This is a genomic window from Pseudomonas sichuanensis (assembly GCF_003231305.1).
In the GTDB taxonomy this organism is placed as follows: Bacteria; Pseudomonadota; Gammaproteobacteria; order Pseudomonadales; family Pseudomonadaceae; genus Aquipseudomonas; species Aquipseudomonas sichuanensis.
In genome coordinates, this window is sequence record NZ_QKVM01000013.1 from 93,287 (window position 1) to 112,292 (window position 19,006).

Below are 19,006 nucleotides of genomic sequence, written 5' to 3' on the forward strand. Positions count from 1 at the left end.
GGAGCCGGAGCGTATTGTTATGAGTCGCGTGACTGACGATAGCCCAGGGGGTAGGGAGGGGCGGGCGCTGTTCGGGGTGGTGACGCAGGGCCGTGGGGCGTGTCAGTGCTGCGGACTGGCCGTGGGGCGCCGGGTGCGGGTAGCAGGCGGGACGGCAGGGCTGGGTAAGCGTTGGCCGAGTATAACTATCGGGTCACGGTCCAGACCAGCACCTTGCTCGCGCAATTGTCCTCTGTTTCGAGGATTTCCAGGCGATAACGGCCGATCTTCAGGCATACCGCCGTTGCCGGGATGCTTTCCAGCGCCTCGGTGACCAGGCCGTTGAGGGTTTTCGGCCCGCCATCGCAGGGCAGGTGCCAGCCGAGGGTGCGGTTGATTTCACGCAGCGAGGCGGTGCCTTCGATGATGAAGCGGCCATCGCTCTGCGGGTGCACGTGCGGGTTGTCGAGGCTGTGTTCGTCTTCGAATTCGCCGACGATCTCTTCGAGGATGTCTTCGAGGGTGACGATGCCCAGCACTTCGCCGTACTCGTCCACCACCACGCCCATGCGCCGTTGTTGCTTGTGGAAGTTCAGCAACTGCATCTGCAGGGGCGTGCTTTCGGGGACGAAGTAGGGCTCGTAGCAGGCAGCCTGGAGCTTTTCGAAGGTGAGTTCGGCGCGCGGCAGCAGGTGGCTGATCAGTTTGGTGTTGAGTACCGCTTCCACCTGGTTGATGTCGTTGTGATAGACCGGCAGGCGGGTGTGACGGCTGACGATCAGTTGCTCGACGATGCGCTCGATGGGGTCGTCGAGGTTGATGCCGTCGACTTCGTTGCGCGGTACCAGGATGTCGTTGACGGTGATCTTGTCCAGGGCCTGCAGGCCCTCCAGCAAGCCATTGCGGGACGGGGCATGCTGCTCGTCATCATCGAAGTCGTCTTCCTGCGGGTGCAGCGCCACCGCGATGGGCTGCACGCGGAACGGGCGCAGGATCAACCTGGCGCAGCCATCGAGCAGGCAGGCCAAGGGTTGCAGTGCGGCCAGCGGGACTTTGAGCAGGCTGGCGCCAAGGCTGATGAATGCCTGCGGATTGCGGCGGGCCAGGCGCCGCGGCAGGTACTCGGCGAGCACCAGCAGGGCTGCGGTGGCGGCCAGCCCGGCCAGCCAGAAACCGTGCTCCCCGCTGTAGCGCTGGCCGATCAGGCAGGCCAGGCCCAGCACCAGCAGCTTGCCGAGGCTGGCGCAGAGCACCAGGGCCTGGGCGGGCAGGGTAGGGTCGGCGTGGCCGTTCTGTTGCTGGCGAGCACAGTCCACGGCGGTGAACAGCGCCGACCACAGCAGTGCCAGTACCAGTGTGCCGAGCAGCGGGGCGTACGGCAGGGTATCCATGGGCGGCCGTCAGATATGCAAGATGAATTCGCGGACCAGCTTGCTGCCGAAATAGGCCAGCATCAGCAGGCAGAAACCGGCGAGGGTCCAGCGGATCGCCTTGTGGCCACGCCAGCCCAGGCGGGTGCGGCCCCACAGCAACACACTGAACACGATCCACGCCACGCAGGCCAGCAAGGTCTTGTGCACCAGGTGCTGGGCAAACAGGTTGTCGAGGAACAGCCAGCCGGAGATCAGCGACAGCGACAGCAGCCCCCAGCCGGCCCAGAGGAAGCCGAACAGCAGGCTTTCCATGGTTTGCAGCGGCGGGAAGTTGCGGATCAGCCCGGACGGGTGCTTGTGCTTGAGCTGGTGGTCCTGCAGCAACAGCAGCAGGGCCTGGAACACGGCGATGGTGAACAGGCCATAGGCGAGGATCGACAGCAGGATGTGCGCGAGGATGCCCGGCTCTTCATTGATCAGCGGCACCGTGCCGGGCGGGGCGAACTGCGCCAGTAACGCAGTTATCGCACCCAGCGGGAACAGCAGCACCAGCAGGTTTTCCACTGGAATGCTCAGGCAGGCGATCAGCGTCAGGCCGATCACCGCCACGGCGATCAGGCTGGCGGCGCTGAAGAAGTCCAGGCTCAGGCCCAGCGGGGTGATCAGCTGAAAGAACAGCGCGCCGCCCTGGGCGAGCACCGCCAGTGCGCCGAGCAGGCCGAGCAGCCGCTTGTCGGCGCGGGCGCCACGGGCCAGGCCGGTAGCCTGGTAGACGGTCGCGGCCACATAAAGGAAGGCGGCGATCAGGTTGGGGATGAGGCTGGGTGAAGAGAGCATAAGTCCTGGCAGGCAAGCCTTAAAGGGACGGAGTTTGGCATAGAACGCGGTGGGCAAGGAAGACTGCGAATCAATCGCGGGGCAAGCCCGCTCCCACAAGGGTTGCGCTGACACTGTGGGAGCGGGCTTGCCCCGCGAAAGCGACCTCCAGGCCACCGAATATCCAGAGCCTCTGCACCAAGGTGTGCGCCAGCGCCGCTCTTCGCTATAATCGCCGCCTTGTTGTGCCCAGCGCGTGTGCATTTTCACCTGGGCGCCTGAAAAACCTCGGCTTCACTGGGCCTGAAAGGATCACCATGTTCGAAAACCTGACCGACCGCCTGTCACAGACGCTGCGCCATGTCACCGGCAAGGCCAAGCTGACCGAAGACAACATCAAGGACACGCTGCGCGAAGTGCGCATGGCCCTGCTCGAGGCCGACGTTGCCCTGCCGGTGGTCAAGGATTTCGTCAACAGCATCAAGGAGCGCGCGGTCGGCACCGAAGTGTCGCGCAGCCTCACCCCAGGCCAGGCCTTCGTCAAGATCGTCCAGGCCGAGCTTGAGCGCCTGATGGGCGCGGCCAACGAAGAGCTGACGCTCAATGCCGCGCCGCCCGCAGTCGTGCTGATGGCCGGCCTGCAGGGTGCCGGTAAGACCACCACCGCCGGCAAGCTGGCGCGCCACCTGAAAGAGCGCAAGAAGAAAAGCGTGATGGTGGTGTCCGCCGACGTTTACCGCCCGGCGGCGATCAAGCAGCTGGAAACCCTGGCCAACGACATCGGCGTGACCTTCTTCCCGTCCGACATCAGCCAGAAGCCGGTGGACATCGCGCAAGCGGCGATCCGCGAAGCCAAGCTCAAGTTCATCGATGTGGTGATCGTCGACACCGCCGGTCGCCTGCACGTCGACGCCGACATGATGGACGAGATCAAGGCGCTGCACGCCGCGGTCAAACCGATCGAAACGCTGTTCGTGGTCGATGCCATGACCGGCCAGGATGCCGCCAATACCGCCAAGGCCTTCGGCGACGCACTGCCGCTGACCGGTGTGATCCTGACCAAGGTCGACGGTGATGCCCGTGGCGGTGCCGCACTGTCGGTGCGCGCCATCACCGGCAAACCGATCAAGTTCATTGGTATGGGCGAGAAGACCGAAGCCCTCGAGCCGTTCCACCCTGACCGCATCGCCTCGCGCATCCTCGGCATGGGTGACGTGCTCAGCCTGATCGAGCAGGCCGAGCAGACCATCGACAAGGAAAAGGCCGACAAACTGGCCAAGAAGCTGAAGAAGGGCAAGGGCTTCGACCTCGAAGACTTCCGTGATCAGCTGCAGCAGATGAAGAACATGGGCGGCCTCGGCGGGCTGATGGACAAACTGCCGAACATGGGCGGCGTCAACCTGTCGCAGATGGGCAATGCCCAGGGCGCGGCCGAGAAGCAGTTCAAACAGATGGAAGCGATCATCAACTCCATGACCCCGGCCGAGCGTCGCGACCCTGATCTGATCAGCGGTTCGCGCAAGCGCCGCATCGCCCTGGGTTCCGGTACCCAGGTGCAGGACATCGGCCGGCTGATCAAGCAGCACAAGCAGATGCAGAAGATGATGAAGAAATTCTCCGCCAAGGGCGGCATGGCCAAGATGATGCGCGGCCTTGGCGGCATGCTGCCGGGTGGCGGCATGCCCAAGATGTAATCGAATTTGGGTGGCTGCCTTTATAGGAAGATGGCCACCCAACCCCCGCTTCGGCGGGAATAGCGCCGCAAAACAGCGGCTTAACCGGCAGATCTGAACGGTGGGTCAAGCGCTCGCCGAAAAAGGCATTTGCAAATGTCCGTGTATTCCCCGAGAATATGCGGCCTTTTGGGCACCCGTGTGCCCATTGGGCATTCAGTTTTGCAGCACCGACTATAGGAACGATGTTCACATGGTAACCATCCGTCTTGCCCGTGGCGGCTCGAAAAAGCGCCCTTTCTACCACCTGACCGTGACCAACTCGCGTAACGCCCGTGACGGCCGTTTCGTTGAGCGCGTTGGCTTCTTCAACCCGATCGCATCGGGCGCCGAAGTCAAGCTGTCGGTCAACCAAGAGCGCGTCACCTACTGGCTGAGCCAGGGCGCACAGCCGTCTGAGCGTGTTGCTCAGCTGCTGAAGGAAGCTGCCAAGGCTGCAGCCTGAGCAGTATGAACGCGACGCCAGAAAAGGCTGACGACCTCATCGTCGTTGGCAAGATTTTTTCGGTTCACGGCGTTCGCGGCGAGGTGAAGGTGTACTCCTTTACCGATCCGATTGAAAACCTGTTGGATTATCCGCGCTGGACGCTTAGGCACGAAGGCAAGGTAAAGCAGGTCGAGCTGGTCAGCGGTCGTGGCTCCCAAAAGGGCCTGGTCGTGAAATTGAAAGGCCTCGATGATCGTGATGAAGCCCGGCTTCTGAGCGGTTACGAAATCTGCATTGCGCGGAGCCTTTTGCCCAACCTGGCAGCCGACGAGTACTACTGGTACCAGTTGGAAGGCCTGAAGGTCATCAATCAGGACGAACAGCTGTTCGGCACGATCGATCACCTGTTGGAGACCGGCGCGAACGATGTAATGGTGGTCAAGCCTTGCACAGGCAGCCTGGATGATCGCGAGCGTCTGTTGCCCTATACGGAGCAATGCGTGCTGGCAATCGACCTTGAAGCGGGTGTGATGCGAGTCGAATGGGACGCGGATTTCTAAACGATGGGTAACCTTCGCGTAGACGTCATCACGTTGTTCCCCGAGATGTTCTCGGCCATCACGGAGTACGGCATTACCAGCCGTGCGGTGAAACAGGGGTTGCTGCAAGTGACCTGCTGGAACCCGCGGGACTACACCACTGATCGCCACCACACCGTGGATGATCGGCCGTTTGGCGGTGGTCCGGGCATGGTGATGAAAATCAAGCCTCTGGAAGACGCCCTGGTCAACGCCAGGCAAGTCGCCGGAGCAACGGCAAAGGTGATCTACCTTTCGCCGCAAGGCCGCAAGCTGACTCAGCAAGCGGTCAAAGGCCTGGCCGAACAGGAATCTTTGATCCTGATCGCCGGTCGTTATGAAGGCATCGACGAGCGCTTTATCGAGGCTCATGTCGATGAGGAGTGGTCGATTGGCGACTATGTGCTTTCCGGTGGCGAGCTGCCGGCCATGGTACTGATCGATGCGGTTACGCGGCTGCTGCCCGGAGCTTTAGGGCATGTGGACTCGGCGGAGGAAGACTCTTTCACCGACGGTCTGCTGGATTGCCCGCACTACACCCGACCTGAGGTGTATGCGGATCAGCGTGTACCCGACGTGTTGCTTAGTGGCAACCATGCACATATCCGGCGTTGGCGGATGAAGCAGTCCCTTGGTAGGACCTTCGAACGACGCGCCGATCTTCTGGAAAGTCGCTCGCTTTCTGGAGAAGAGAAGAAGCTGCTCGAGGAATATCTCCGCGAGCGGGACGATAGTTAAACGTATCGATGGTGGATCGCGTTATCCATCTTAGGAGCACAGCATGACCAACAAGATCATCCAGCAGCTCGAAGCCGAGCAGATGAGCAAGGAAATCCCGACCTTCGCACCAGGCGACACCATTGTCGTCCAGGTCAAAGTGAAGGAAGGCGACCGCTCGCGTCTGCAGGCGTTCGAAGGCGTCGTTATCGCCAAGCGTAACCGCGGTCTGAACAGCGCCTTCACCGTGCGCAAGATCTCCAGCGGCGTTGGCGTAGAGCGTACCTTCCAGACCTACAGCCCACAGATCGACAGCCTGGCCGTGAAACGTCGTGGTGACGTGCGTAAAGCCAAGCTGTACTACCTGCGCGACCTGTCCGGCAAAGCCGCTCGCATCAAGGAAAAACTGTCCTGAGTGCAGTTTGACCGGTGGCCTTGGTCACCTTGCGAGAGAAAAAGCAGCCTTCGGGCTGCTTTTTTGCTTTTTGTACCTTGCCTTAGCGATGTGACCCGAACATGACAACTCGAGACCAGGAAATCCAGCGCCGTACCGAACTGTCGGAGACCCGTGTGACCAAGGCGGTGTTCCCCAACACCACCAACCACCACAACACCCTGTTCGGCGGTACGGCCCTGGCGTGGATGGACGAAGTGTCGTTCATCGCCGCCACGCGTTTTTGCCGCCTGCCGCTGGTGACCGTGTCCACCGACCGCATCGACTTCAAGCACCCGATCCCGGCGGGCTCGATCGTCGAGCTGGTGGGTAGCGTGATCAAGGTCGGCAACACCAGCCTGCAGGTGCAGGTGGATGTGTTCGTCGAGAACATGTACCTCGATGGCCGCGAGCGCGCGATCCATGGGGTGTTCAGCTTCGTCGCCATCGACGAGGACAAGCGCCCGGTGCCGGTGTTGCCGCAGGCCGCCTCCCACTAAACGGACTTGCACGGCCACTGTAGGAGTAACTGTCTTGTACTGCCTGCGTTTAACTCATCGCAGGCTGCTCAACCACAGTTGCAACGCTTGGCGTCAAAGCGGCGTGTATTCTGTGGGAGCGGGTTTACCCGCGAACACCGGCAGAGCCGGTGCCATCCACCGCGCCGCCTGCTTCGCGGGTAAACCCGCTCCCACACGAATTAGGCTGCCCCTTCAGCCTGTGCTTTATTTTCAGGCTCTATCAGCGCCACCAGCGTCCAGCCCGGTTGCGGCTGCAGCGGGTGTTCCGGGGTGGCCACATGCACCCAGCCGTGGTTGTCACGGGCGAACATCAATGTCGCCCGCTCACCGTGCAATTGCTGGTAGGCATCCCAGGTGAACGCCTCGGTCAGGGTCGTGCTGTACAACTCTGCCCCCTGGTTCAGCAGCTTGGCCAGTTGGTTGTAGGTCATCGCGCGGGAGCCGAGTGGCTGGCCACGATGCTCCTCGCTGGCCCGGTGCTTGTCGCTGCGCTGTTTTTCCAGGCCGCTGGCCAGCACGAACAGCCGGCCATGCCCGAAATCGTGGCGAAACCGTGCGCAGGCCAGGGCGTTGATTTCACCGGCCGGAGACAGGCCCAGCAGGTGGCCGAGGCCGACCAGGTCCAGATGCGCGTCGGCATGTTGCGAGGCTGGGTTGCCGAAGTAGGTGGGCAGGTTGTCCATGCGCGCCGCACGGATGTTCTCCCAACTCGAATCGGTCAGCAGCACTCGGCAGCCAAGTTGTTGCAAAGCCTTGGCAATGGTACGGGCAGGCGGGTTGGCGCCCACCATGAGAAAGCCGCTGGGGGCGGGCTCGGCGACCTTGAGCAGGCGCGCCAGGGGCCTTGCGGTAGCGCTCTGCAGTACCACGGTGCCGATGATCACGGCGAAGGTCAGTGGCACCAGCAGCAGCGCCCCCTCGTGGCCGGCCTCATGCAGGCGGATGGCGAAGATCGCCGATACCGCCGCCGCAACGATGCCGCGCGGGGCGATCCAGGCCAGCAACGCACGTTCGCGCCAGCTCAAGGTGGAGCCCAGTGTCGAGATGAACACGTTCAGTGGCCGGGCCAGTAACTGGATCACCAGCAGCAGGGCGAGTACCGCAGGGCCCAAGCCGAGCATGGCATGCAGGTCCAGGCGCGCCGCCAGGAGGATGAACAGGCCGGAGATCAGCAGCACGCTGAGGTTTTCCTTGAAGTGCAGGATCTGCCGCACATCCACCCCTGGCATGTTGGCCAGCCACATGCCCATCACCGTCACGGCCAGCAGCCCGGACTCGTGGACGATCTGGTTGGCGGCGATGAAGATGCCCAGCACTGCGGCCAGCGAGGCCAGGTTGTGCAGGTATTCCGGCAGCCACTGGGCGCGCATGATCTGCCCCAACAACCAGCCCCCGGCGGCGCCCAGGGCGCCGCCGCAGAAGATCACCCCGGCGAAGGTGCCCAGGCTCTGGACCAGCCCGTCACCGTCGCTGCGGGCGATGATGAAGCTGTACACCACCACCGCCAGCAGCGCGCCGATCGGGTCGATGACGATCCCTTCCCAGCGCAGGATGTTGGCGATGGTCGCCTTGGGCCGCACCACGCGCAGCATGGGCACGATCACGGTGGGCCCGGTGACCAGCGTCAGGGTGCCGAACAGGATCGCCAGCGGCCAGTCGAAGGCCAGCAGCCAGTGGGTGGCCACGGCGATCACCAGCCAGGTGCTCAGGGCGCCGACCGTGACCAGACGGTGGACCACGCTGCCGATCTCACGCCATTGCGACACGTGCAGGGTCAGGCTGCCCTCGAACAGGATCAGGGCCACGGCCAGCGACACCAGCGGCATCAGCAGTGGGCCGAACAGCGCCTGTGGCTGCAGCCAGCCCAGCACAGGCCCGGCGAGGATGCCGGACAGCAGCAGGAACAGGATCGCCGGCAGCTTCAGGCGCCAGGCCAGCCACTGGCAGGCGAGGGCGGCGGCGCCGATGCCACCGAAACTCAGGAGAATCTGCTGTTCGCTCATGCGGGCTCCCTATGCGTGCGCGGTTATGAAAGACTAAGCGCCATTTCGCCGTTTGCCACCGAGTCTTCATGCCCGCCCTCGACCACCCCCTGATTGACCAGTTCCTCGATGCCCTGTGGCTGGAAAAGGGGCTTTCCGACAATACCCGCGCCTCTTACCGCAGTGACCTGGCCTTGTTCAACGGCTGGTTGCAGGAGCACGGGGTGGCGCTGCCCGATGCCGGTCGCGAGCTGATCCTCGATCATCTTGCCTGGCGTTTCGACCAAGGCTACAAACCTCGCTCCACGGCGCGATTTCTTTCTGGCGTGCGGGGTTTCTTCCGCTACCTGCTACGCGAGCGATTGATCGCCGTCGACCCGACCCTGCAGGTGGACATGCCGCAATTGGGGCGTCCGCTGCCAAAGTCGCTGTCGGAAGCCGACGTCGAGGCGCTGCTGCAGGCGCCGGACCTGGGCGAAGCCATCGGCCAGCGTGATCGGGCCATGCTCGAAGTGCTGTACGCCTGCGGCCTGCGGGTGACCGAACTGGTCAGCCTCACGCTCGACCAGGTCAACCTGCGCCAGGGTGTGCTGCGGGTGATGGGCAAGGGCAGCAAGGAGCGCCTGGTGCCGATGGGCGAAGAGGCGGTGGTATGGATCGAGCGCTACCTGCGCGATGGCCGGGCCGAGTTGCTCAGTGGTCGCCCCAGCGATGTGCTGTTCCCCAGCCTGCGCGGTGAGCAGATGACCCGCCAGACCTTCTGGCACCGTATCAAGCACCAGGCGCGGGTGGCCGGTATCGACAAGCCGCTGTCGCCGCATACCCTGCGCCACGCGTTCGCCACGCACCTGCTCAACCACGGTGCCGACCTGCGCGTGGTGCAAATGCTGCTGGGCCACAGCGACCTGTCCACCACGCAGATCTACACCCATGTGGCCAAGGCGCGGCTGCAGCAGTTGCATGCGCAACACCATCCGCGTGGATGAATGATCTTCATGTTCCGCTTACCGGTGCCTGAGGAGCCTTTCTGCGCGGGCCTGTTGTGGTAGGCTTGGACGGTTTGTTGCACGGGCCGACCGTTCGCCACCTCTGAAGCGTAGGCGACGCCCCTCCGGCCCCGTCCGTCTTCAGGAGTACCCCCATGCGTGTCACCCGTATTTTTGCCGCCGCCGCCCTGGCGTTGGTCAGTACCTTTGCCGGCGCTGCCGCCACCGAGCCTGCGGCCGGTGCCGAGCAGGCGATCCGCAAGTCGCTGCAGAACCTGGCCCTGGAAGTGCCGGTCGAAAGCGTTGCCAGCAGCCCGCTCAACGGCCTGTACGAAGTGAAGCTGCAGGGCGGTCGCGTGCTGTACGCCAGTGCCGATGGCCAGTTCGTGATGCAGGGCTACCTGTACCAGATCCAGGACGGCAAGCCGGTCAACCTCACCGAGAAGACTGAGCGCCAAGGCATCGCCAAGCTGATCAACGGCATCCCGGCGGCAGAAATGGTCGTTTACCCGGCCAAGGGCGAGACCAAGTCGCACATCACCGTGTTCACCGACACCACCTGCCCGTACTGCCACAAGCTGCACGCCGAAGTGCCGGAGCTCAACCGCCGCGGTATCGAAGTGCGCTACGTAGCTTTCCCGCGCCAGGGCCTAGGCTCGCCGGGTGACCAGCAGTTGCAGGCGGTGTGGTGCTCCAGCGACCGCCGCGCGGCGCTGGACAAGATGGTCGACGGTAAAGAGATCAAGGCGGCCAAGTGCGCCAATCCGGTCAGCAAGCAGTTCCAGCTCGGCCAGTCGATCGGCGTGAATGGCACGCCGGCCATCGTCCTGGAAAGTGGCCAGGTGATTCCGGGCTATCAGCCGGCACCGCAAGTGGCCAAGCTGGCCCTGGCAGAGCGCAAGTAATCAATTCAATACGCCATCGTCATGGGGTGATGGCATGTTTCACGGTCGGCGCAAGTGCTGGCCGTTCAATGGGGAGTTCACAGTGAAACCGGTCAAAGTAGGCATCTGTGGGTTAGGGACCGTCGGTGGCGGAACCTTCAATGTACTTCAGCGCAACGCCGAGGAGATTGCCCGCCGTGCCGGGCGCGGTATTGAAGTGGCACAGATTGCCATGCGCTCGCCCAACCCGAACTGCCAGATTACCGGTACCCCCATTACCGCTGATGTGTTCGACGTGGCGAACAACCCCGATATCGATATCGTCATCGAGCTGATCGGTGGCTACACCATCGCCCGCGACCTGGTGCTCAAGGCCATCGACAACGGCAAGCACGTGGTCACCGCCAACAAGGCGCTGATTGCCGTGCACGGCAACGAGATCTTCGCCAAGGCCCGCGAGAAGGGCGTCATCGTCGCCTTCGAGGCCGCCGTCGCCGGTGGCATCCCGGTGATCAAGGCGATCCGTGAAGGCCTGTCGGCCAACCGCATCAACTGGCTGGCCGGGATCATCAACGGCACCGGCAACTTCATCCTCACCGAAATGCGCGAAAAAGGCCGTGCCTTCCCCGACGTGCTGGCCGAAGCCCAGGCGCTGGGCTACGCCGAGGCCGACCCGACCTTCGACGTCGAGGGCATCGACGCCGCGCACAAGCTGACCATCCTGGCGTCCATTGCTTTTGGCATCCCGCTGCAGTTCGACAAGGCCTACACCGAAGGCATCACCCAGCTGACCACTGCTGACGTGAACTACGCCGAAGCCCTGGGCTACCGCATCAAGCACCTGGGCGTGGCCCGTCGCACCGCCGAAGGCATCGAGCTGCGCGTGCACCCGACCTTGATCCCTAGCGACCGCCTGATCGCCAACGTCAACGGCGTGATGAACGCGGTAATGGTCAACGGCGACGCCGCCGGTTCCACCCTGTACTACGGTGCCGGCGCCGGCATGGAGCCAACCGCCTCGTCGGTGATCGCCGACCTGGTCGACGTGGTCCGCGCCATGACCAGCGACCCGGAGAACCGTGTGCCGCACCTGGCCTTCCAGCCGGACTCGCTGTCGGCCCACCCGATCCTGCCGATCGAAGCCTGCGAAAGCGCCTACTACCTGCGCATCCAGGCCAAGGACCACCCGGGCGTGCTTGCGCAGGTCGCCAGCATCCTCTCGGAGCGCGGCATCAACATCGAGTCGATCATGCAGAAGGAAGCCGAGGAGCAGGACGGCCTGGTACCGATGATCCTGGTCACCCACGGCGTGGTCGAGCAGCGCATCAATGATGCCATCGTCGCCCTCGAAGCGTTGCAGGATGTGGTTGGCCCGGTCGTGCGCATCCGCGTCGAACAGCTCAATTAATTCAAGCGGCGGGCCGCGACGGCGGCCCGCCTTCAGAACCGAAGGTTTGCATATGCGCTATATCAGTACCCGCGGCCAGGCTCCGGCCCTGAATTTCGAAGACGTGCTGCTCGCCGGCCTGGCCAGTGACGGAGGCCTGTACGTCCCCGAGAACCTGCCACGCTTCACCCAGGAAGAGATCGCCTCCTGGGCCGGCCTGCCCTACCACGAGCTGGCGTTCCGGGTAATGCGCCCGTTCGTCGCCGGCAGCATCGCCGACGCCGACTTCAAGAAGATCCTCGAAGAAACCTACGGCTCTTTCGCCCATGCCGCCGTCGCGCCGCTGCGCCAGCTCAACGGCAACGAGTGGGTGATGGAGCTGTTCCACGGCCCGACCCTGGCGTTCAAGGACTTTGCCCTGCAACTGCTCGGCCGCTTGCTCGACCACCTGCTGGTCAAGCGTGGCGAGCGTGTGGTGATCGTTGGCGCCACCAGCGGTGACACCGGTTCCGCCGCCATCGAAGGCTGCCGCCGTTGCGACAACGTCGATATCTTCATCCTGCACCCGCACCAGCGCGTGTCGGAAGTGCAGCGCCGTCAGATGACCACCATCCTCGGCGACAACATCCACAACATCGCCATCGAGGGCAACTTCGACGACTGCCAGGAGATGGTCAAGGCCAGCTTCGCCGACCAGTCGTTCCTCAAGGGTACCCGCCTGGTGGCGGTCAACTCGATCAACTGGGCGCGGATCATGGCCCAGATCGTCTACTACTTCCACGCAGCATTGCAGCTCGGCGGCCCGGCGCGTTCGGTGGCGTTCTCGGTGCCGACCGGCAACTTCGGCGACATCTTCGCCGGTTACCTGGCCCGCAACATGGGCCTGCCGATCAGCCAACTGGTGGTCGCGACCAACCGCAACGACATCCTGCACCGCTTCATGAGCGGCAACCAGTACGTCAAGGAAACCCTGCACGCGACCCTGTCGCCGTCGATGGACATCATGGTCTCGTCGAACTTCGAGCGCCTGCTGTTCGACCTGCACGGGCGCAACGGTGCCGCCATCGCCGAGTTGATGGACACCTTCAAGCAAGGTGGCGGCTTCAGCGTCGACCAGGACCGCTGGACCGAAGCACGCAAGTTGTTCGATTCGCTGGCGGTGACCGACGAGCAGACCTGCGAGACCATCGCTGAAGTCTTCGCCAGCACCGGTGAAGTGCTTGACCCGCACACCGCGATCGGCGTCAAGGCTGCCCGCGAATGCCGTCGCAGCCTGGACACGCCAATGGTGGTGCTGGGTACCGCACACCCGGTCAAGTTCCCGGACGCGGTCGAGAAGGCCGGCGTCGGCAAGGCCCTGGAGCTGCCGGCGCACCTCAGCGACCTGTTCAGCCGCGAAGAGCGCTGCACGGTGCTGGCCAACGACCTGAAGACCGTACAGGCCTTCGTCAGCCAGCATGGGAATCGCGGCAAGCCGCTGTAAGCCTGTCTGCAACTGAAAAAGCCCGTCCTCGGACGGGCTTTTTTGTGCGCTCATTTTTTTTGCGTTTTTTCTCAGGGCTTTTCAGAATTTTCCTGTTTGGCGTTGTCGAAGTGCCTACTAAAGTGCGGCATCGAACCGCCAAAGCGCCTCGTCGAGGGAAATGTCCATGCATCAATTTCAGGTTCTTATCCACCAGCCCCGTCCTTTCCACCAGATTGTTCTGCACCAAGCATTCAATGCCCAGGGCGTCTACAGCGTGCGGTTGACCGAGGACATGCCGGGTACCCTGGCCTGCCTGAACCAGCAGCGGCCAGTGGATGTGCTGGTGCTTGATCACGACATGCCGATCGGCAGCGCGCAATCGTTGTTCCGCCACCTGGCGACCGAAGGGGCGGCACAGGCGCTGCTGTTCGTCGGGCAAGGCCAAGGCAATGGCCCGGATCTGGCCCGTGAGGCCCGCAAGCTGGGGTTGTGGGTGCTGGATGAGCTGCCATGGCCAATGTCCACCGTGGCGCTGGGCAAGGCACTTGGGCGTCTGCCGGCACCGATTGGCCAGCTGGGCGGTTAGGGCATTCAAACTGTCATGTTGCCCGCGCATGCTCGCTGCAAGGGCCGGCATTCGAGAACTTTGCGCCAGGCCTGACGGTCAGTTCCTCCAAGCCCATAAGCCAGCGAGTGATCCGGATGGAAAGAGTCTGCAGCCTGCTCAACGATGCCCTGACCCCCTACCTGGCCGCACTTGGCGCCGTCGACGCCAGCGGTAATCGCCAACTGACCCTCTACGACCCGCGCGGCGGCGTGACCTTGCAGCGCCAGGTGGCTGAGCGCCAGCTGCAGGAGCAGCAGTTGCTGATCGACCTGGTCGATGGCCTGCACCGTGACCTGCAGATTGCCGAGGGCCGCCTGCAGCCCTGCGTGATCGCCGCGTTGCAACATCAACGCCCCAGCCAGGGAACCTTTGCCTGACAGCCACATCAGATTCATCAACGCCAGTTTGACGGTGCTTGGCTCCGGTAGTGTCAGGCTGTCGCGGGAAGCCCGCATTGGCTTTCGCTTGACCCCGGTCGTCTTCCCCAGCGGCCGGGGTTTCTTTTTGCCCGCTTCAGGGCTGCGCTGCCGAGGTGTCGTTGCTGTTATCGAAGAAGTGACGCGCCTGTTGCAGGTAGTCCTCGCGCAGTTCCGGGTCCAGCCAGCGGGCGTACAGGGCGGGCAGGGTGTCGCGGCGCAGGGCCGGCAGCAACTGGTCGATGTGGGCGATGGCTTCGCGCCCTTGCGGTGTGTCCGAGCACCCCACATGCAGGAACTGGTAGTGGTCTACGCCGCTGATGGGATAGAAGCGGTAGTCGTCCAATGAGCCGCCTTGCTGCTCGATCAGGTAGCGCGCCTCTGGCCAGTAGCTGAGCACCAGTTGCAGGCGGCCCAGTTGCTGCATCTGCAGCAGGCTGGCGGTCGCATCGTTGCCGAAGTGGCGGCTGAAGGCGCTGTCGGGCAGCTGGCGCAGGATTTCGTCGACCTGCGCGCTGTAGCTGCGCTCGGCGACGATGCCCAGTTTGAGCCGGGTCTTGTCGAGCAAGGCTTTGAGCTCGACCTGCTGGCCGTCGAGGAAGGGTTCCAGCAACGGCTGGTCCTGCTTGCGCACAACCAGCCCGCTGCTCAGCACCCCCAGCGAAGGCTTGGAGAAATGCACGTACTTGGCGCGCTCGGGCGTCCAGAGCAGGGTCGGGTCGCAGGTGAAACTCGGTTCCATGAGCATCTGGATGCCCCGGGCGCGATTGACCCGCACGATGCTGTGGTCGTACTCGGGCATCTGCGCGATCAGCTTCGGCAGCATCAGGTCGACTACGCCCTGGCCCTTCCCGGCGCCTTCGAAAATGGTGAACGGCGGCAGGTCACGGACCAGCCACAACAGGCGCTCCTTGGCGTGTGCCGACGGCATCGCCAGCAGCAGGCAGAGGATGACGGGCAGGCGCGCAAGGCGCCTACGCCTGGCTGTCGCGCGAGTCAGACCGTGCCCGCCTGGCGCAGGCCGGCGATGGCGGCCGTGTCGTAGCCCAGGCTGGCCAGCACGCTGTCGGTGTGCTCACCCAGGGCCGGGCCTACCCATTCGGTGGAACCTGGGGTGTCGGAGAGCTTGGGTACGATGCCGGGCATCTTGAACGGCTTGCCGTCCGGCAACTTGGCCTGGAGGAACATCTCGCGTGCCAGGTACTGCGGGTCGCTGAACATGTCTTCGGCCGAGAAGATCCGGCTGGCCGGCACTTCGGCGTCATTGAGTACCTGCATGACGCTGTCGAGCGGCAGGCCGTTGGCCCAACGGTCGATCACCCCGTACAGCTCGTCGCGGCGTGCGTCGCGGCCATCATTGCTGGCCAATGCCGCATCGTTTGCCAGGTCGTCGCGGCCGATGGCCTGCATGAAGCGCTTGAAGATCGCATCGCCATTGGCGCCGATCTGCACATGGCGGCCATCGGCGGTGGTGTGGATGGAGGAGGGGGTGATGCCGGGCATGATGTTGCCGGTGCGCTCGCGGATGAAACCGAACACGTCGAACTCCGGGACCATGCTCTCCATCATGGCGAAGATCGCCTCGTACAGCGCCACGTCCACCACCTGGCCCTGGCCGCCGTTCACCTCGCAGTGACGCAGCGCCATCAGCGCGCCGATCACGCCCCACAGGGCGGCGATCGAATCACCGATGGAGATCCCCGTGCGCACGGGCGGGCGGTCCTCGAAACCGGTGATGTAGCGCAGCCCGCCCATCGACTCGCCCACCGCGCCAAAGCCCGGCTGGTCCTTCATCGGGCCGGTCTGGCCGAAGCCCGACAGGCGCACCATCACCAGGCGCGGGTTCAGCGCGTGCAGCACATCCCAGCCCAGGCCGAGTTTCTCCAGCACGCCGGGGCGGAAGTTCTCGATCAGGATGTCGGCCTCGGCCAGCAGGCGCTTGAGCACCTCGCGGCCTTCCGGGTGCTTGAGGTTGAGGGTCAGCGACTGCTTGTTGCGCGCCTGCACGAACCACCACAGCGAAGTGCCCTCGTACAGCTTGCGCCACTTGCGCAGCGGATCGCCGCCGTCGGGCGACTCGACCTTGATCACCTCGGCACCGAACTCGGCGCAGATGCGTGAGGCGAACGGGCCGGCGATCAAGGTGCCGAGCTCGATCACTTTCAGGCCGGCGAGGGGTTTGCTGGGCGTGGTCATGGGGCATCCGTGGCAGCTGGGCGTGAGCGCAGGTTGTATCACAGCTCGGCGGTGGCAGGTACTGTCGCCGCGCACTCGCGATGGGCAAGGGTCTTCGTCTGCCAGATCGGTTAGACTGTGCGACTTTCTTTTCTACGAAGCCCCGCGCCCATGGCCCAGCCGTCCACCACCTACAAGTTCGAACTGAATCTGACCGACCTCGACCGCGGCGTGTACGAGAGTGTCCGTCAGACCATCGCCCGTCACCCTTCGGAGACCGAGGAGCGCATGGCCGTGCGTTTGCTGGCCTATGCCATCTGGTACAACGAGCAGCTGTCGTTTGGCCGTGGTCTGTCGGATGTCGACGAAGCCCCGCTGTGGGAAAAGAGCCTGGACGACCGCATCCTGCACTGGATCGAAGTTGGCCAGCCGGATGCCGAGCGCCTGACCTGGTGCTCGCGCCGCACTGAACGCACCAGCCTGCTGGCCTACGGCAGCCTACGGGTGTGGCGGACCAAGGTGGGCGATGCGGTCAAGGGCCTGAAGAACCTGAACATCGCCGCTGTGCCGCAAGAGGTGCTGGAGACCCTGGCCACCGACATGCCACGGACCATCAAGTGGGACGTGATGATCAGCGAAGGCACTATTTTCGTCACCGACGACCGCGGCCAGCACGAAGTGCAGCTGGAGTGGCTGCTCGGCGAGCGCGGCTAAGCCGCCCCTTACACTGATTACCGAAGACCCCATGCGTATCGAACCCCGCCCCCTGCCGTCGACCCTGCCATTTTTGGGTAACCTGCCGCCCTTGCTGACCCGCCTGTACGCCGCCCGTGGCGTGCAGTCCGAAGCCGAGCTGGACAAAGGCCTGGCCCGGCTGCTGCCGTACCAGCAGCTCAAGGGCATCGAGGCGGCGGTGGACCTGCTGGTCGAAGCCCTCGATCAGCGCCAGCGCATCCTCATCGTCGGCGACTTCGACGCCGACGGCGCCACCGCCAGCACAGTCGGTGTACTGGGGCTGCGGCTGTTGGGCGCGGCGCATGTCGATTACCTGGTGCCCAACCGTTTTGAATACGGCTATGGCCTGACCCCCGAGATCGTCGAAGTGGCGTTGCAGCGCCAGCCGCAGTTGCTGATCACCGTGGACAACGGCATCTCCAGCGTCGAAGGCGTGGCGGCGGCCAAGGCTGCCGGGCTCAAGGTGCTGGTCACCGACCACCACCTGCCCGGCCAGCAATTGCCGGAGGCCGACGCCATCGTCAACCCGAACCAGCCAGGCTGCGCGTTCCCGAGCAAGTCGCTGGCGGGCGTCGGGGTGATCTTCTACGTGCTGATGGCCCTGCGCGCTCGCTTGCGCAGCCTCGGCCGCTACGACAGCCAGCCGCAGCCGAACATCGGTGAGCTGCTCGACCTGGTCGCGCTGGGCAGCGTCGCCGACGTGGTGCCGCTGGATGCCAACAACCGTATCCTGGTGCACCAGGGCCTGGAGCGCATCCGCGCTGGCCGCGCCCGCCCCGGGCTCAAGGCGATCCTCGAGGTGGCCCGCCGCGACCACCAGCGCATCACCTCCACCGACCTGGGTTTCATCCTCGGCCCACGGCTCAACGCCGCCGGGCGCCTGGACGACATGAGCCTGGGCATCGAATGCCTGCTGTGCGATGACGCCGCGCTGGCATTGGACATGGCTCAGCAACTGGATGGCCTGAACCAGGACCGCAAGTCCATCGAGCAGGGCATGCAGCGCGAAGCCCTGGCGCAGCTCAAGGACCTGCCGGTCGAATCGATGCCCTATGGCCTGTGCCTGTTCGATGCCGATTGGCACCAAGGGGTGATCGGCATTCTGGCCTCGCGGCTGAAGGAGCGTTACCACCGGCCGACCATCGCTTTCGCCGACGCGGGCGAGGGCATGCTCAAGGGCTCGGCGCGTTCGGTGGCGGGGTTCCATATCCGTGATGCGCTGGATGCGGTGGCGGCGCGCCACCCGGCGTTGATCAGCAAGTTCGGTGGGCATGCCATGGCGGCGGGGCTTTCATTGCCCGAGGCGAATTTCCCGGCGTTTGCCGAGGCGTTCGACGAGGAGGTGCGCCGGCAACTGCGTGAGGAGGACCTGACGGGGCGGTTGCTGTCGGATGGGACTTTGGCGGTCGAGGAGTTTCATCTGGACCTGGCGCGGGCTTTGCGTAATGCCGGGCCCTGGGGGCAGCACTTTCCTGAGCCGTTGTTCCATGGGGTGTTTCAGCTGGTCGAGCAGCGGGTCGTCGGTGAGCGGCATCTGAAGGTGGTGCTCAAGAGCGAGTGTGGTTCGGTGCGGTTGGATGGGATTGCCTTTGGGATTGATCGGGAGGTTTGGCCGAATCCAACGGTGCGGTGGGTGGAGTTGGCTTACAAGTTGGATGTGAATGAGTTTCGGGGGAATGAGAGTGTGCAGCTGATGATTGCTCACATGGAGGCGCGGTGACTGGCCTTTAGTTAGTTGGTTAGTTGGTTGGTTGGTTGGTTTTTGTAGTTGTATGCGCATTCGTTTGTGATG

The 19,006-nt window shown here is 63.9% G+C and carries 19 protein-coding genes; 14 read left to right on the forward strand and 5 right to left on the reverse strand.

From position 1 onward, the window contains the following. Nucleotides 1-185 precede the first annotated feature (185 nt). Nucleotides 186-1,370 carry a transporter associated domain-containing protein gene (locus DM373_RS09385; RefSeq protein WP_110993297.1) on the reverse strand — a complete coding sequence of 395 codons (1,185 nt, stop codon included), beginning with the start codon at nt 1,368-1,370 and terminating at the stop codon, nt 186-188. Between the two features lie 9 nt (nt 1,371-1,379). Next, on the reverse strand, nt 1,380-2,189 hold the full coding sequence (locus DM373_RS09390) for a cytochrome C assembly family protein (protein WP_110993298.1): 810 nt from the start codon (nt 2,187-2,189) through the stop codon (nt 1,380-1,382). A 296-nt stretch (nt 2,190-2,485) separates the two neighbouring features. Between DM373_RS09390 and ffh the strand changes: the two genes are divergently transcribed. From ffh to DM373_RS09420, 6 genes are all read left to right on the forward strand, one after another. Then, complete coding sequence (ffh, locus tag DM373_RS09395; RefSeq protein ID WP_110993299.1) at nt 2,486-3,862, forward strand: signal recognition particle protein; 1,377 nt, start codon at nt 2,486-2,488, stop codon at nt 3,860-3,862. 232 nt (nt 3,863-4,094) lie between these two features. Then, nucleotides 4,095-4,346: a 30S ribosomal protein S16 gene (gene rpsP / locus DM373_RS09400; protein ID WP_011535318.1), complete on the forward strand. Its 252-nt coding sequence runs from the start codon at nt 4,095-4,097 to the stop codon at nt 4,344-4,346. Nucleotides 4,347-4,351: 5 nt separating this feature from the next. Further along, on the forward strand, nt 4,352-4,888 hold the full coding sequence (gene rimM / locus DM373_RS09405; RefSeq protein WP_110993300.1) for a ribosome maturation factor RimM: 537 nt from the start codon (nt 4,352-4,354) through the stop codon (nt 4,886-4,888). Between the two features lie 3 nt (nt 4,889-4,891). Further along, nucleotides 4,892-5,644 (forward strand): tRNA (guanosine(37)-N1)-methyltransferase TrmD, encoded by a 753-nt coding sequence (trmD, locus tag DM373_RS09410; RefSeq protein ID WP_110993301.1) that lies wholly within the window; start codon nt 4,892-4,894, stop codon nt 5,642-5,644. 43 nt (nt 5,645-5,687) lie between these two features. Then, nucleotides 5,688-6,038: a 50S ribosomal protein L19 gene (rplS, locus tag DM373_RS09415; RefSeq protein WP_023629812.1), complete on the forward strand. Its 351-nt coding sequence runs from the start codon at nt 5,688-5,690 to the stop codon at nt 6,036-6,038. A 101-nt stretch (nt 6,039-6,139) separates the two neighbouring features. Further along, nucleotides 6,140-6,556 carry an acyl-CoA thioesterase gene (locus DM373_RS09420; protein ID WP_110993302.1) on the forward strand — a complete coding sequence of 139 codons (417 nt, stop codon included), beginning with the start codon at nt 6,140-6,142 and terminating at the stop codon, nt 6,554-6,556. 200 nt (nt 6,557-6,756) lie between these two features. Here DM373_RS09420 and DM373_RS09425 read toward each other — a convergent pair whose 3' ends face one another. Next, nucleotides 6,757-8,580: a cation:proton antiporter gene (locus DM373_RS09425; protein ID WP_110993303.1), complete on the reverse strand. Its 1,824-nt coding sequence runs from the start codon at nt 8,578-8,580 to the stop codon at nt 6,757-6,759. Nucleotides 8,581-8,648: 68 nt separating this feature from the next. On the opposite strand from DM373_RS09425, the gene xerD reads away from it, so the two are divergent. From xerD to DM373_RS09455, 6 genes are all read left to right on the forward strand, one after another. After that, nucleotides 8,649-9,545 carry a site-specific tyrosine recombinase XerD gene (gene xerD / locus DM373_RS09430; RefSeq protein ID WP_110993304.1) on the forward strand — a complete coding sequence of 299 codons (897 nt, stop codon included), beginning with the start codon at nt 8,649-8,651 and terminating at the stop codon, nt 9,543-9,545. Nucleotides 9,546-9,700: 155 nt separating this feature from the next. Then, nucleotides 9,701-10,450: a thioredoxin fold domain-containing protein gene (locus tag DM373_RS09435; protein WP_110993305.1), complete on the forward strand. Its 750-nt coding sequence runs from the start codon at nt 9,701-9,703 to the stop codon at nt 10,448-10,450. 82 nt (nt 10,451-10,532) lie between these two features. Next, a complete protein-coding gene (locus tag DM373_RS09440; RefSeq protein ID WP_110993314.1) occupies nt 10,533-11,837 on the forward strand; it encodes a homoserine dehydrogenase in 1,305 nt (434 codons plus the stop codon). A 52-nt stretch (nt 11,838-11,889) separates the two neighbouring features. Then, nucleotides 11,890-13,299 (forward strand): threonine synthase, encoded by a 1,410-nt coding sequence (thrC, locus tag DM373_RS09445; protein WP_110993306.1) that lies wholly within the window; start codon nt 11,890-11,892, stop codon nt 13,297-13,299. Between the two features lie 166 nt (nt 13,300-13,465). Continuing rightward, entirely contained in the window at nt 13,466-13,867 is a 402-nt protein-coding gene (locus DM373_RS09450) for a histidine kinase (protein ID WP_110993307.1), read from the forward strand. Nucleotides 13,868-13,983: 116 nt separating this feature from the next. After that, entirely contained in the window at nt 13,984-14,265 is a 282-nt protein-coding gene (locus DM373_RS09455; protein WP_110993308.1) for a DUF3509 domain-containing protein, read from the forward strand. Between the two features lie 136 nt (nt 14,266-14,401). Here the strand turns inward: DM373_RS09455 and DM373_RS09460 are convergent, their stop codons facing one another. Both DM373_RS09460 and DM373_RS09465 read right to left on the reverse strand, forming a co-directional pair. Next, entirely contained in the window at nt 14,402-15,235 is an 834-nt protein-coding gene (locus DM373_RS09460) for a TIGR02285 family protein (RefSeq protein WP_110993309.1), read from the reverse strand. A 65-nt stretch (nt 15,236-15,300) separates the two neighbouring features. Beyond that, nucleotides 15,301-16,500: a CaiB/BaiF CoA transferase family protein gene (locus tag DM373_RS09465; protein WP_110993310.1), complete on the reverse strand. Its 1,200-nt coding sequence runs from the start codon at nt 16,498-16,500 to the stop codon at nt 15,301-15,303. Between the two features lie 150 nt (nt 16,501-16,650). Between DM373_RS09465 and DM373_RS09470 the strand changes: the two genes are divergently transcribed. Continuing rightward, complete coding sequence (locus DM373_RS09470; protein WP_110993311.1) at nt 16,651-17,193, forward strand: YaeQ family protein; 543 nt, start codon at nt 16,651-16,653, stop codon at nt 17,191-17,193. Between the two features lie 31 nt (nt 17,194-17,224). Continuing rightward, complete coding sequence (gene recJ, locus DM373_RS09475; protein ID WP_110993312.1) at nt 17,225-18,934, forward strand: single-stranded-DNA-specific exonuclease RecJ; 1,710 nt, start codon at nt 17,225-17,227, stop codon at nt 18,932-18,934. Nucleotides 18,935-19,006 lie beyond the last annotated feature (72 nt).